Source organism: Streptomyces sp. NBC_00354, assembly GCF_036106915.1.
Taxonomy (GTDB): domain Bacteria; phylum Actinomycetota; class Actinomycetes; order Streptomycetales; family Streptomycetaceae; genus Streptomyces.
The window spans coordinates 3,933,052-3,945,883 of the sequence record NZ_CP107983.1 but is presented as its reverse complement, the minus strand read 5'-3'; the positions used below and the strand labels follow the sequence as shown (position 1 = coordinate 3,945,883).

Here is a 12,832-nt window from a genome sequence, read left to right as displayed (position 1 = left end):
CCCGGGGGATCCGGCGGCCCCGGTAGGACCGTCCTCACCGCTGGGTCCCTGCGGTCCCTCGGCGCCCTTGCCGGGCTCACCCCGGCTACCTGGGGGCCCGGCTATCGGCGACTGGCCCAGCCGTTGCACCTGTGTGGCGAGGGCGTCGCGTGCTTCGTTCGCGGCGCGCAGGTCGTGGCCGAGTCCCTGCATGAGGATGATGAGGAAGGCGAACCCGGCCAGTCCGAGCAGTACGACGACGGCGAACGCGAGATCGGTACGCCGAGGGTGAGGAGCCTTGTCGGTCCCATGTCGTCTCACGCGCCAGCCCCCCGTGCGTTGAGGTACACGGTCAGCAGCAGCATGAGCACCGGGGCGATGATCGCCGTGAAGGCGAGGCGCCGGTCAGCTGCCCGGCGGTCGGCGAGCTTCTGCTCGTCCTGCTGCTTCTTCTCCGCTTCCAACTGGCGGGCCCCCTCGATGGCCTTGACCCGCTCCAGCACGACCGCGGCCGCGCTGTCGCGGGCCTGCTGCTCCAGCTGGTACCGCTCCATGCTGACCTTGCTGTCGAGCCGCAAGCCCAGCTCTCGGAAGTCCTCCTTCAGGTCCTGGCGGACATCTTCGAGGCGACGCATCACCTCGCCGAGAGTCGGGTCATCGGCCACGTGCACGCTCCGTTCAGACGCCCTTGGCGGTCGACGCGCTGTTCGGGTCGCCGATGAGCCGGGCGGCGAGGCCCTTCACGAGGGTGCCGGCCGCGATGATGCCCGCCACCCCTGCGGACTTCCAGAACGAGAGGTGCAGCATGTCGGCCGGGCCGGACGCGACGAGCAGGCCGCCCACCGCGGTGGCCGCGGTCCAGATGGTGCGCTCGGCAAGGTCCTTGGCGTAAGTGGCCGCAGTCTTCACGAGGGTGTCAGCGCCGGGCAGGGAAAGATCGGACATGGGTCAGGCCTCCTTGGTCTTGGCCAGGGCCTCGACGGCCGCGACGAGCTTGTCGAGCTTGGCCTCGACGGCCGTGATGTGGTTGAAGAGCGCGAGGTGCCGGTTGTCGGTCCAGGCGAGGATGTCGCCGGCGGAGACCTTCCGGCCGTCGGGGATGTCGACCTGGTATGACCAGAGGTCCTTGGCGGTGGGCATGTCGTCCTCCTCGGACGGGGCAGGGTTCGGGGTGTGGCCCAGCCGCGCGGCAACCCGGTCTCGCATCGCGGCCATGGTGAATCCACGCGGATCGTTCTTGTCGTCCGACCACTCCAGGTGGCCGATGACGCTCTTTGCTGTCCAGCCGTAGAGGCGACAGATCGCTGCAGACACGCGCTCGATCGCATCGAGCTGGGCGTCGGGCCACGGGTCCTTGCCGTCGCCGAGGTTCTCGCACTCGAATCCGTAGAAGCGAGCATTCCCGTCGATGCCGTCTACGTTGCCGACGTTGGGTACCGGCGGCCGGGTGCCGTAGTCCTCGGCGATTACCGCGGCGAGGGTGTCGGGGTCGCCGCCGCCGGCGTGGTTGGTGCGGCCGTAGCCGACGAGGTGAACGCGGCCGTCCTTGGTGATGACACCGTGGCAGAGCGGCCCGGGCAGCTCCGGCGCATACCCGTCTCGACAGAGAGCGACGGTGTAGGCGGAGCCCTTGCTCACGGTGTGGTGGATCATCACGCCGTGCACCGGGCCCCAGGGCCCCTTGTGGTTGCGGTTGTGTGTCCGCCAGGAACCGACCTCGACCACGTGCACGCCCTCGGCGAGCAGCGCGGCGAGGAACCGGTCAGCGGACTGTGGATCAGCCATGGCGCCTCCAGGGCATGAGAAAAGCCCCGGCCGGACGGCACGGGGCGGGCGGGAGATGCAGGGCTACGGGCAGCCCTGGAGCAGGATGTTCCGGTAGTCCATGGTGGCCGTGCCGCCGCTCACCTTGTGGACCATCGTCACCGTCAGCGTCTCGCCAGGAGTGAGACCGGTGAGGCGATGCGACAGGTCCACTGGCGAGTTGGCCGTGCCGGTCACGATCAAGGCAGCGTTGTCGTTCGCGGTGTACACGGCTCCCGATGTCGACCCGCTGGCATTCCACGAGGTGATCGTGTTGGTTGCGCCGGAGTTCCGCTGCGTCGAGCGAAGACTCACGATCACCGTCCCCGACGCTGGCACCACGACAGCCGCGGTGAACGCGCCACCAGTTGCGGCATTCGCGTATGTACCCGACGTCGAAGTGCGAGACGTCGTGTCCTCGGACTGCGCCGTCTCAACCGCCAATTTCGCGGCGGTGATGCGCTGCCCGGCCAGCCAGTGGGACATGAGGCCTCCCTAGTACGAGACGAACGCAGGATGAGCAAGGCGCACGTCCGCGCCCGAGAGATGAGACTTGACGACGCCGTTTACCGACCGGGCGCTGACCGTGAACGTCTGCGGCGAGACGGCGCCGCTGATCGCCGACACCGTCATGATCTCGCCTCCGATCTGGATGTCGAACGGCACCTCGGCGCCGGCCGTGCTCCAGAGCGGCCCGCTGGTGGTCGCCACAGACAGGGACGTCGCGGACGAGGAAACACCCGAGGCGAGCTGGGACCCCGCGGTGTCCGCCCGGGCGAGCGTCGAGTCGTTGGTGACCGCGACAGTCCACGGTCCGGCCGGGCTGCAGTTCAGGACGATGTCCCAGCCGTTCGGGTGCCCGATCGTCTCGGTGTAGCCCTCGACGATCAGATCGATCGGCCCCGGCGGCAGCCAGGACGGAGGGTTGATGATCTGGATCCGGTCGCCGATGTCTAGCGCCAGGATCGCCGGGATCAGGGACGGGGCCGCGGCGAGGTTCACGTGCACGGTGGGGTAGCGGGCCTCGTCCCACGTGCCCAGGTGGAGCAGCCAGCCAGCGATATCCGCAGGCTGACTGTCGTACCCCAGACTCAGTGTCCGGGAGTCGTCGTACACGCCGACACCGGCTGGCGGGGCCTGCGTCGACAGCGGGCTCGTGGTGTCCACGGCGCGCGCCGACGAGCCGCCGTCGCGGACCACCGTTCGGTCGTTGCGTACCCGCTGGTCGTCGTCGACAGGCTCCAGCGGCGGGGCCACATGACCAGCCGTGGCGTAGTCCAGCGTCAGCGCCACCGGCTGGTTGTAGTAGCTGGTCCGGGCCCGGAAGCGCAGGCCCAAGTTCTCGCGGTCCTCGGAGAGGACGCCGAGGTCGGCGGCCTCGGCCTTGCCGAGGAGCGCGAGCAGGGTGTCGGGGACCTGCGGGCCGAGTGCGGTCTCAGCACGCTCCGCCGCAACGGTCACGCCTTCCTCGCTGCACAGGCGGGTGATACGCGCGGACGCACCCTCACCGAGGTAGCCGTCGTCTGCCCCGTCGTAGGCGGTGCCGGCGCTGCTGGGGAAAACGCCGAGGTGCCCGAGGCTGACGCCCTCGGCGAGAGGTCCGAAGGTGGTGGAGACTGCGGTGATAGTGCCCGCGGTCGCGGCCACCGTCGTGGTGTCTCCCCACCCGTCACCGCTGATGTTGGCCCAGGCTACGCGGTAGTCGACGTTCCCGCCGGAGGTGACCGCAGTGATCTCCAGCCGGTTCCAGGCCCCGTAGAAATCGGTGCCCGCGGTGAGTACACCGCTGGAGAACAGGGTGGCTCCGCTGGAGGTCAGCCCTTCGAACAGGATGCCCGAGGATTGTCCGGTCAGCCGGATTCGGTCGGCCGATCCGCTCGTTCTGAATTCGAGCAAGACGGTGTCCGAGGCTGGCGCCGCTGGCCAGTAGAAGACGCAGGCTAGATTCCAAGTGCCGGTGGATGCGTAAGCCGGTACGGCACCGGACATTGACGCGGCAGCCGACAGTCGCGGCAGCGGGTCCGACCCGAGCAGGCTCGAATCGGCGGCGTACTGAAACCCGACCGTGGTCAGCGGCACCACACTGGTCACGGGCGAATACGCCTGCGTCGCGAGCCGCCCCTCCTCCATCGGCCAGTACGCGATCGGGTTTCCCGCACGGGGGATCCGGCGGCGCAGCGTCGACGCGAGAGGCTTCGCGCCCTGCCCGAGACGGCGCAGGATGCCGGCTGCCTCGGCCGGGACGTACACGTCGCGGCCTGACTCGTCCCAGCGAGGCGGCCATGCCGACACCTCGGCATACGCCCGGTACTCCCGCTGGCTGATCGAGGCCTGCCCGGTCAGCGTCCACGCCCGTCCGGCCGAGTCGGACCAGGAGGTGGTGCCTGCGGCCAGTGCGGTGAACGTAGGGTTCGCGACAGCCGAGCCGCCGATGCCATTGCGGACCTCGGCCGCGTAGAAGCGGCGGGCGACGTTGGCGAATCCCAGGCTGCTGATGTCGCCGACCTGCAACGCGGCCGTCGAGTTGAAGATGCTCGTGACGCCGACACCGGTGACCGGGTCGCCGAGCTGCACCCAGGTGCCGGCCAGCGTGGCCGCGGTGTAGAAGACGACGGTCCACCCGCCGGCCCCGTTGTTCACGTCGAGTGTCGCGCGGATCGCGCCGCGCTGCCGGCCCCGAAAGGACACCGCGACCGTCGACTCGGCGAGCAGCACGTTCGTACCGTCCGCGCTCCAACGGACCTGGAGCACGCCGGTGTCGCGGACGAGCAGCCCCCAGGACCGCTGGTTGCCAGTGGTCGTGTACTTGGCCATGACCTCCCAGTAGCTGTTGGTGACGTTGCTCGCCCACACGTCCGGACGTAGGTCCGCCCGGACATCGATGTCGCCGGTGATGTCCAGCGCGGCTACATCCGGGGTCGACGCTGCCGCCGCCGCAGCCGGGAGGCTCATGTACGCCTCGGTCGCTGGGAGGCTGAACCTGACCGGGGTGTTCCGCCCGATGCGCCCGTAGTTGGGGCTGCTCGGGGTCCGCGGAGAGTACGCGTTCGCACGATTGTTGAGCTGGAAGCTGACCCTGGCCGGGTCCACGCGGGCCGCCTCGTCCGGGCGGCCCCGCTCGATGGTGAGCGGGGCGCGCGCGTACAGGTCCGCGGTGATGTCCGTCCAGACGCCGCCGATCTGCATTTCGGCGAGGAGCTCGATCGGGGTCTGCGGGAACGCCACGGGGTGGCTCCTCTCCTACTGGCCGAACGCGGTCTGCACGCTGCCCTGCCCGATGACGCGGACGCTCTTGCGGAGCGCGGTCGCGAAAGCGGACTCCACCGCGGCATCAATGACGAGGCGGACCTCGACGGGGACCGGCCCGTACCCGGGCCGCGTGAGCGGGCTGCCTGCGCCGCCGGCCATCTGCTGCCCGGCCGCCGACGCGAGGCCAGATGCCGGGGGCTGGACAAGGCCAGACATTGCGGCAGCGACGTCGCCCTGCCGGGCCTCGATACCGACCACGACACCAGCGGGGATCCACTGGCCGATCTGCTCGGCCATGAGCTTCGACGGGGAGCCGATGCCGAGTGCCTTCGCGATCGGCCCGGGGATCAGGTTCCGGGCCCAGCCCATCAGGGTGGAGCGGAGCCAGCCCCCCATGGACTGGATGCCGCGCCACAGACCCGAGACGACGTCCCGGCCGTGGCCGACGAGGAGGGACCCGAGATCACCGAGCGCACCGGTGATCATGCCTGGCAGGCCGCGCAGCCAGCCGACCATCGACTGCGCTTTGGCGATGGCGCCCTGTTTCATGCTCTCCCAGTGGGAGATGAACAGGCCGATGAGCGTGAAGTTCAGGAACGCGTTGTAGAGCCAGCCAGGGATCTGAGACAGCCAGCCGACGATCGCGTTCCATGCGGTCATTGCGCCCTGCTGGATCTGTGCCCAGTGCTGCCAGATGATCCCGCCGAGCATCCAGGTGAGGAAGAAATTCCAGATCTGGTCGACGGCCCATTTGATGCCGCCCCAGATCGCGCCCCACGCGGCGACCGTGAACGCTTTGATCTGGTCCCAGTACGTGTAGATCAGCGCGGCCAGCGCGATCACCCCGAGGATGATCCAGCCGATCGGGCCCATCGCGATCAGCCACTGCGCGGCCATTACCGCGGCCCAGGCAATTGCACGCGCGGCCATCATCACGAACTGGCCGACAGCGACCGCGCCCGCGCGCAGGACGGCCAGGACCCACGTACCGATCGAGGTCAGCGCCGAGCCGACCCACGCGCCCGCGGTGGTTGCCGCGGACACGACGGCGGCGCCTGCGATACGGGCGTAGGCCATCAGGCCGATGCCCATCATCCGCAGCCAGTTCCCAATCACACCCCACGCGGACGCGGAGATGATCGCGTTGGCGCCGGCCACGACCGCGGACACCGCGGAGTACACCATCATCGCGCCGCGCACCACGAGGACCGTCGCCGCGAGCGCCATGAACGTGTACATCAGAGGCTCGAAAACGGTCTGGTGTTCCATCGCGAACTTGACGAATCCGCCGCCGACCTCGGTCAACTTGCCGAGTGCCTTCCGCTTGAACTCCTCGAGCTTCGCGCTGGCGCTGTCGCCCACGGTCGCAACGAGCCTGTCGGTGGATCCGGCGGCATGATCCATGCCGGCCGCGGCCGCAGCGCTCGCGGGGTTCAGTGCGAACAGTGCCGCACCCAGCACGTTGCCCGGGTCGCCGAACAGCGCGGCCGCCGCGTTCAGCTTGACCTGCTCGTCCTTGGTCCCGCGCATCCCGTCCATCGTCATCTGGAGGGCGCGCTTCGCCTGGTCGCCCCCAGCGCCGATCATTTTCGCCATCGTGTCCGCGTTCAGACCGATGGACTTGAACGCGTCCTCGACCGGCTTGCCGCCTGCCAACGCTCGCTCGCCGAACTGACCGATCGCGTCGGCGACCTGGTCTGCGTCACGTGCACCAGCGTTGAGTCCCTGCACGAGGAGACCCGTCGCGGTCTGGCCGTCGAGGCCGATGCGCCGCCATTGCGTCGAGTACTCGTTGAGGGTTTCGAGGAAGTCGCCTGACTTGTCCACCCCGGCTTGGAACCCGGTGGTGATGATGTCGAATGCCTCGGTCGCGTTGTCGGCGAGGCCTGTTTTGAGGAGCTGGGCCACGGCCGCCGTGGCCGTCGAGACGTCCTGGTCGAACGTGCTGGCCAGAGCCATGGCCTTGATCGTGACGCCTTCCAGGCCGCCGTCCGAGTCGTCGATCTCACCGAGCTGGAGCTGAACGCCCTTGATGGCCTCGTTGACGTCAGCCGTTGATTCGCCCCACGCCTGCGAGTAGATGCTCGCCGATACCTTCGCCATCTCGGCGGCCTCGGCCGGGCCGAGACCCAGCTGCGCCGCCAACTTGTCGTTCGCGGCCTCAACGTCCATGGCGTTTGCGATGCCCGCGCCAAGGGCTGCCCCGACGCCGGCGCCGATCACAGCCGCCGACGCGCTGAACTTCTCGCCGACCTTGTCCATGACCGCCGACGCACGGTCGCGCGCGATCAGGTTGAACACGAGCGAGGTGTCCGAAGCCACGGGATCACCTCCGCTTCATCTGCTCATGTGCCTCGCGCTGGGCGTTCTCGTATGCGTCGAGCCAGGCGAGGACGTGGTCGGCCTGTTCGACGGTCATGAGGTCCCACTCCCACGGTCGGACGCCGAGGAGGTGTGCCGCGTCGCCGAGTCGCCTCAGCCGACGATCGGCAGCTGGGCTTTTCCCTCGCCATCAGCGCTGTCGTCGAAAGCCTCGGCGATGGCCTTGTCTAGGCCGGCGAGCATCGCCTCACGCTGATCGGGTGAGGCGTGTTCTGCTGCCTGCTCGCGGATCAGCTGGAGTTCGCTGCGGGTCTGCTCCAGGCTGAGCTCGTCCCACGCGAAATCGACGTCCTCGTACCGCACGCCGGGGTGGTCGCGCTTGAGGAACATGTGCAGGAGCGCCCGACGACACTGCGAGTTGCCCTTCAGCACGGCCTGCGTGAAGTCCGAGAAGTCGCGCCCCGTGCGCTTCTCCAGCGCTTCCCGTTCTGCGCTCATCAGCTTGCGCGGGTCGTACTGCCAGCGGTGTGGCTCGTCGTTGCCCTCGGGCTTGTAGACCAGGTACATCGGTGTCCCCTATCCGGCCCGGGACGCGATGCGCCGGGCCATGTTCTCCATGGCCTCGTGCACGGCCTGGGTGTAAACGTTGGTGTCGCCCTCCATGGCGTGGTCGAACCAGAGGGTCTTGCCGTGCTGCTGCACCCACGGCTCGCGGCCGTAGGTCAGGTGTCGCCAGCCGCGTGCGCGGTTCGTGCGCTTGGGGGCGTTGGCGAAGCCGCGGACGTTGCGGGTCTTGAAGGCCTTGATCCTGGCCCCGCTCCAGTTGCCGCCGAGCTTGACCTCGGGGCGGATCTTCTTGGCGATGGCCGAGCGCAGGGCGGGCGCCGTCCCGGGGCCGGTGGAACCCATGGCCATGATTCCGCTCTTGGCCTGGACGGCCGCGGGCTTGAGCGCGTCCCGCATCCCCTTGGCCAGCTCCTTGCGGAGCTGCTTGCCGTCCTGCTCGGCACGGATCGCACGGACCAGCGCGTCGAGGCCCTCGTGCGTGCAGGAGAGTTCGAACGGCGGCCCGCCGCCGGCCATCAGGCCGTGGCGCGGGTGACGGCGCCGGAGGTGGGGAAGGTGAGACCCACGGACGCCTCGTCGCCCACCGAGCCTTCGATCGGGTTCCAGCCCTTGATCAGCACGCTGCCGGTGTACTTCGGGTTGGAGGCGCCGACCGCGGCGGAGTCAGCGCGAACCTCGAACGTCACGACGGTGCCGAGCAGCGGCCACATGATGCTGTCGATCTTCGTCGCGGCCACGTCCTGGAGGAACTCGACCGCGAGCTCGCCGGACTTCAGCCCGCCCAGGACGGCCTTCCAGCCGAGGCTGCCGTAGGTCGTGACGTCCTTGTCCTCGACCTCGATCGTCAGCTCGGCCTTGCGGGTGTAGTCGGACAGGTCAGTGCCGTTGATCGCGAGGTACTGGGAGAGAAGGACCATCTTTGCCATGGGTGATCACCGGATTCCGAAGCTGGTGGCGAACAGGAAGGAGGGGGTGGTGCCGGAGATCGTCCACGCGACCCGGAACCAGGTGTCCGTGATGGCCGTGCCGGTGGTACGCAGCGCCTCACCGCCGGCGGCCGTGGCCGCAGTGAACGTCAGCTGCGTGGTGGGACTGGCGAACGTGTTGTCGGCGTCCGATTCGATCCGCGCGGTGATGCTCGGTGTGGTGCCGGATACCGAGAGGACGTGCAGCGCGGCGTACAGCCGCTTGCCGGTGGTCACCGCTCCGAGCTGGACGCCGGTGCCGGTGCCGGTCGACGTGCGCGCGGTACCGGCCGGATGGGCCATCTGCCCGCGCACGAGCGGCCACGCGGAGGCGCCCTTCCCGGACCAGGGCGCCACGTCGCCGATGGATCCGCCGAGGGAGTAGCTGGAGCGCAGGCACTGGGTGATGTACGCGAGGTCGCCCACCGTCGCGCTGGCGGGGCATGCGGTCCACGGGCCGACACCGCCGAGCTGCGACCAGGATGCGTCGTCAACGAGGCTGGAGTCCCCGGCTTCCCACTGCCCTTCGGCTGTGGCCTCTGCCGAGCCGAGTCCGCCGAGCAGCTCTTTGTACCCGTTGCTGTAGTAGTTGGTGGTCTCTTTGTCCTCGTGCTCAGCGGTCAGCTCGATCTTGTTCGAGGCGCCGGTAAGGTCCGCGCCCACCGCGAACAACCGGCAGTTGAGCAGTACGAACTTGCTCACGGGGTCAGCTCCTTCCGTCGCCGATGATGCGGATGATCAGTTCGGCCCCGACGTACTGCGTGCCCTGGTGCTCGTACCAGCGGTAGCCCTGCACACGGGTCACGTGGAGGTCGTGGGCCAGGCCGCCGAGCGCGTATTCGCCGGGGGCGCCGCGCGCGGCTTCGATCGCGGCCTTGAGCGACGAGGGCCCTGCCCCCGCCAGCAGCGCGTCGAGGGTGCGCTGCGCAGACACGTCATCTGCGCGGCCGACCAATACACGGCACGTCAGCTCGGCCTCGTCGAGCGCACGCCCCATGGCTTTGTCGAATTCGAGGGTGTACTCCGCGGCGAAGAAGCAGGGGGCCGGCACGGAGTCGGGCGTGTAGCCGAAGCAGGTCAGCTTGGGCAGCCCGGACGGGAGGACGACGGCGCGGGCCGCGGTCGCGATGGCCTCGCGGATGGCGGACATCTGCATGGCCGCCCCCTATCCGAAGCCGGGCAGGACGTAGTGCTCGATGAGCGCCCACACGTCCGGGTCGCGGCGGGACAGGCGGACGACGCCCCACTCGGCGGAGCCGGTCACGCCCTCCGGGCTGTCCTTGCGCTTGAACAGCCGGGACGCCTGAATCACGGTGGCCTGCACGATTTCGTCGGGCACCGTCGGCCATCCCCACTGCGCGGTCACCCGGACGCGGGTCGGGCCGCGGCCCCAGCTTGCCGTGCCCTGGAGCAGGGACACGATCGGGCGGCCGCGGGCGAGCGCGTTGTCCGGCCCGGTCTCGTACCCGGTGACCGCCGTCCAGGACCCGGCGGCCCCGGTCTCGACCAGCGTCGGGGCAACGCCCGCGTCGTCGATCAGGAGACGCTCGCCGTCCTCGCCGCACACCGCGCGCCCCGCCGGGTTGTAGGTGCGGGCGCTCGCCTCACCGTCGAGCCAGAAGCGCCGGCCGCACGCGGTATCGATGCTGCGCGAGGCGGAGGAGAGAGCCGCGGCCAGCAGGACATCGCGTGTGTCGTCGTCGTCCTCCAGGCCGAGAGAGGCCTTGAGCACGGACAGGTCTGCGTACTCGTTGGCCACCGGCCTGCCTCACTCTCGGACGATGTTGCCCTGGTCATCACGCGGCTTGCGGGGACGGCCGCGGCCGCGACGCTCGTCGGTCTGCGGTGCAGCCGCATCCTCGGCCGCGGGCTGCTCGCTGGTCTCTGGCTCCGGGGCGGTCGCGGTCTCCACGGTCGGCGCCTCCTCGGGAACCCGTTCCGCGATCCCGGCACCGACGAGGTGCGCAGCCTCGGCGGTCGGCAACTCGGCGACCTCGCCGCGCTTGGGCCACGGTTCGCCGTTGCGGGTCCCGGACATCTCGACGTTCATACGGATGCGCATGCGGTGCTCTCCTTTGTCAGTGGACCGGGGCGTACCGGGGAGCGCCGAGGAGGATGCCCGCGCTGAAGATGCCGCCAGTCGTCGCGGTGGAGGTCACGGCCACCACCCGCAAGTAGCGGCGGGTCACGGCGACTCCGACCTCGTACACGACGTCGTCGTTCGCGGCGACGACCGTGGGCGCGGCAGCGCTGAGCTGCTCGGCCGGGACGGCCTGCCAGTCGGTGCTGCCGTCGTCGGAGTCCTGGATGGCGAAGACGTGAGAGCCATCGGTGATGGTGCCGGTCGACACCAGGACGACGGCGTCCTGCATGCCGCCGTTGACGGCCCGGTCGACGGCCACGCCACTCGCAGTGCCGTCGGTACGAAGCGCCGGCGACAGCGAGCGCTTGAACAGGGTCTGGTTGTACGTGGACATGGAGGGTCTCCTATCCGGGGCAGGGCAGCCCCCGGGGACGGTGGGGGCTGCCCTGCCGCGGGCTCTTAGGCGGTGCCGCCGGTGAAGGTCTTGATGGCGCCCGTCAGGTCGACGAGCGCGGCGTCCGCACGCATCAGCGCCCGGAAGGTGACGAGGTCATTGCCGAAGGCGAACTCGTCGGACCGCTCGAAGCGGATGCCGCCCGCGAGGCGGACGAAGTACTGCGAGAAGTCGCCGAACGCCACGGACTCCGCCGAGGCGGCGATGGCCGGCATGTTGGGGTCGGTGAGGACCGGCTTGCCGAGGATGGTGTCCGGCTGCCCGGCGATGACGGACGGCTGCCAGATGTACTGACCCTCGGACGTCTTGATCTTCCGAACCGCGCCCGCAGTGCTGTCGGCCATCAGCCACCGGCAGGATCCGGACATGCGGTAGGGGGAGATCACCGAGTGGAACAGGGTGATGAGCAGGTCCGCGCCCTGGCCCGCCGTAGCCTGCACTCCGAAGCCGCCCACGGGGGTTGCCGCGTTCGGACCGGTCGCACCGGCCGAGGCATCGGTGAGGATGCCGCGGGGCTTGGACGATCCGTCGCCGGTGATGGCGTGTGCGCCGAACGCGTTGCCCAGCGCGCGGCCGGCCTGCATCGCGAGGTATCCCTCCAGGTCCACACCGGTGTCGGTGAGGAGCTCGCGGGACACCTGGATGAGGGTGCCGTACTTGAATGCCCCGAGGGAGACCTGGCCGAACGCTGGGTCGGACTCGCCGATGGATCCGGCCTCGGTGACGATCGCCGCCGAGCTGTGCGCGGTGGTCTTCGGGATCTGGATGACCTCGCCGCTTGTGGTGTTCAGGACGGTGGCACCGGCCTGGAGGATCGCCGAGGACTCGATGAGGTGGGCGACGAGCCGGTCGTAGAACGACGTCGGCACGGTCGCTCCGCCGGCGCCGGACGACAGCTTGGACAGGTCACGGAAGTTGACCGGCCCGCTCGGGTTGACGTCGATGGCGCGCGGACCTTCCCCGCGCAGGAAGTTCCGGAGCGCGACGTCGCCGCCCTCCGGTCCGCCCTGACCGCTGGCGCCTCCCTGCCTGCGCGGCTCACCGCGCAGCTGGCTCATGGCGTCCTCGGCGTCCTTGGCCCGCTGCTCACCGTCGAGCACGGCCTTGATCCGCACGTCGAGCGCGTCGAGCTCACTGTTCAGTGCGACCCAGGACTTCTCTTCCTCGCCGGAGAACGCGCGGTTCTCGTCGGACGCGCGGTCGGCCAGTTCCTTGGCCTGCTCCCACACGTTGGCCCGGCGCTCGCGCAGCTTCTTGGCAACTTCGGACATGGAAATGCTCCCGTCGGGATGTAGCTGGACGGGAGCCCACGACGCCCCGCACCAAGGTCTGGTGCCTGCGGCCGACGCGTGCTGCAATCGGCGGTCGTCTGATCACTGCTCCGTGCTGCACGTGCCGACGGGGTCTCCA

The 12,832-nt window shown here is 69.4% G+C and carries 15 protein-coding genes; all 15 read right to left on the bottom strand.

Translation table 11 applies throughout. The annotated features are described in order from the left end of the window. Positions 1-296 precede the first annotated feature (296 nt). The 15 genes from OHT74_RS17765 to OHT74_RS17695 all read right to left on the bottom strand — a co-directional run bounded on the left by OHT74_RS17765 (position 297) and on the right by OHT74_RS17695 (position 12,693). The gene (locus OHT74_RS17765; protein ID WP_328620733.1) at positions 297-644 is read right to left on the bottom strand and encodes a hypothetical protein; all 348 of its coding nucleotides are present in this window, start codon (positions 642-644) and stop codon (positions 297-299) included. A 13-nt stretch (positions 645-657) separates the two neighbouring features. Further along, positions 658-924, bottom strand: coding sequence for a hypothetical protein (locus OHT74_RS17760; protein ID WP_328620732.1), 267 nt, complete (start codon positions 922-924; stop codon positions 658-660). Between the two features lie 3 nt (positions 925-927). Continuing rightward, entirely contained in the window at positions 928-1,764 is an 837-nt protein-coding gene (locus OHT74_RS17755; protein ID WP_328620731.1) for an N-acetylmuramoyl-L-alanine amidase, read from the bottom strand. Between the two features lie 63 nt (positions 1,765-1,827). After that, on the bottom strand, positions 1,828-2,268 hold the full coding sequence (locus OHT74_RS17750; RefSeq protein WP_328620730.1) for a hypothetical protein: 441 nt from the start codon (positions 2,266-2,268) through the stop codon (positions 1,828-1,830). A gap of 9 nt (positions 2,269-2,277) precedes the next feature. Further along, positions 2,278-5,007, bottom strand: coding sequence for a hypothetical protein (locus OHT74_RS17745; protein WP_328620729.1), 2,730 nt, complete (start codon positions 5,005-5,007; stop codon positions 2,278-2,280). A 15-nt stretch (positions 5,008-5,022) separates the two neighbouring features. Then, the gene (locus tag OHT74_RS17740; RefSeq protein WP_328620728.1) at positions 5,023-7,353 is read right to left on the bottom strand and encodes a phage tail tape measure protein; all 2,331 of its coding nucleotides are present in this window, start codon (positions 7,351-7,353) and stop codon (positions 5,023-5,025) included. Positions 7,354-7,506: 153 nt separating this feature from the next. Continuing rightward, positions 7,507-7,920: a hypothetical protein gene (locus tag OHT74_RS17735; RefSeq protein WP_328620727.1), complete on the bottom strand. Its 414-nt coding sequence runs from the start codon at positions 7,918-7,920 to the stop codon at positions 7,507-7,509. Positions 7,921-7,929: 9 nt separating this feature from the next. Continuing rightward, the gene (locus tag OHT74_RS17730; RefSeq protein ID WP_328620726.1) at positions 7,930-8,436 is read right to left on the bottom strand and encodes a hypothetical protein; all 507 of its coding nucleotides are present in this window, start codon (positions 8,434-8,436) and stop codon (positions 7,930-7,932) included. After that, a complete protein-coding gene (locus OHT74_RS17725) occupies positions 8,436-8,846 on the bottom strand; it encodes a hypothetical protein (RefSeq protein WP_328620725.1) in 411 nt (136 codons plus the stop codon). Before OHT74_RS17725 ends, OHT74_RS17730 begins: the two co-directional genes overlap by 1 nt. 6 nt (positions 8,847-8,852) lie before the next feature. Continuing rightward, a complete protein-coding gene (locus OHT74_RS17720; RefSeq protein WP_328620724.1) occupies positions 8,853-9,587 on the bottom strand; it encodes a hypothetical protein in 735 nt (244 codons plus the stop codon). Positions 9,588-9,591: 4 nt separating this feature from the next. Beyond that, positions 9,592-10,041, bottom strand: coding sequence for a hypothetical protein (locus tag OHT74_RS17715; RefSeq protein WP_328620723.1), 450 nt, complete (start codon positions 10,039-10,041; stop codon positions 9,592-9,594). Between the two features lie 9 nt (positions 10,042-10,050). Then, entirely contained in the window at positions 10,051-10,644 is a 594-nt protein-coding gene (locus OHT74_RS17710) for a phage gp6-like head-tail connector protein (protein ID WP_328620722.1), read from the bottom strand. 9 nt (positions 10,645-10,653) lie between these two features. Then, complete coding sequence (locus OHT74_RS17705; protein ID WP_328620721.1) at positions 10,654-10,947, bottom strand: hypothetical protein; 294 nt, start codon at positions 10,945-10,947, stop codon at positions 10,654-10,656. Between the two features lie 16 nt (positions 10,948-10,963). Continuing rightward, the gene (locus tag OHT74_RS17700; protein ID WP_328620720.1) at positions 10,964-11,362 is read right to left on the bottom strand and encodes a hypothetical protein; all 399 of its coding nucleotides are present in this window, start codon (positions 11,360-11,362) and stop codon (positions 10,964-10,966) included. A gap of 65 nt (positions 11,363-11,427) precedes the next feature. After that, complete coding sequence (locus OHT74_RS17695; RefSeq protein WP_328620719.1) at positions 11,428-12,693, bottom strand: phage major capsid protein; 1,266 nt, start codon at positions 12,691-12,693, stop codon at positions 11,428-11,430. Positions 12,694-12,832: the final 139 nt, after the last annotated feature.

Excerpts from the sequence above, each read along its gene's own strand:
- OHT74_RS17735 (WP_328620727.1), bottom strand. The coding sequence starts at position 7,920 with ATGTACCTGGTCTACAAGCCCGAGGGCAACGACGAGCCACACCGCTGG.
- OHT74_RS17700 (WP_328620720.1), bottom strand. The coding sequence starts at position 11,362 with ATGTCCACGTACAACCAGACCCTGTTCAAGCGCTCGCTGTCGCCGGCG.
- OHT74_RS17705 (WP_328620721.1), bottom strand. The coding sequence starts at position 10,947 with ATGCGCATCCGTATGAACGTCGAGATGTCCGGGACCCGCAACGGCGAA.
- OHT74_RS17750 (WP_328620730.1), bottom strand. The coding sequence starts at position 2,268 with ATGTCCCACTGGCTGGCCGGGCAGCGCATCACCGCCGCGAAATTGGCG.
- OHT74_RS17760 (WP_328620732.1), bottom strand. The coding sequence starts at position 924 with ATGTCCGATCTTTCCCTGCCCGGCGCTGACACCCTCGTGAAGACTGCG.
- OHT74_RS17715 (WP_328620723.1), bottom strand. The coding sequence starts at position 10,041 with ATGCAGATGTCCGCCATCCGCGAGGCCATCGCGACCGCGGCCCGCGCC.
- OHT74_RS17755 (WP_328620731.1), bottom strand. The coding sequence starts at position 1,764 with ATGGCTGATCCACAGTCCGCTGACCGGTTCCTCGCCGCGCTGCTCGCC.
- OHT74_RS17695 (WP_328620719.1), bottom strand. The coding sequence starts at position 12,693 with ATGTCCGAAGTTGCCAAGAAGCTGCGCGAGCGCCGGGCCAACGTGTGG.
- OHT74_RS17730 (WP_328620726.1), bottom strand. The coding sequence starts at position 8,436 with ATGGCCGGCGGCGGGCCGCCGTTCGAACTCTCCTGCACGCACGAGGGC.
- OHT74_RS17725 (WP_328620725.1), bottom strand. The coding sequence starts at position 8,846 with ATGGCAAAGATGGTCCTTCTCTCCCAGTACCTCGCGATCAACGGCACT.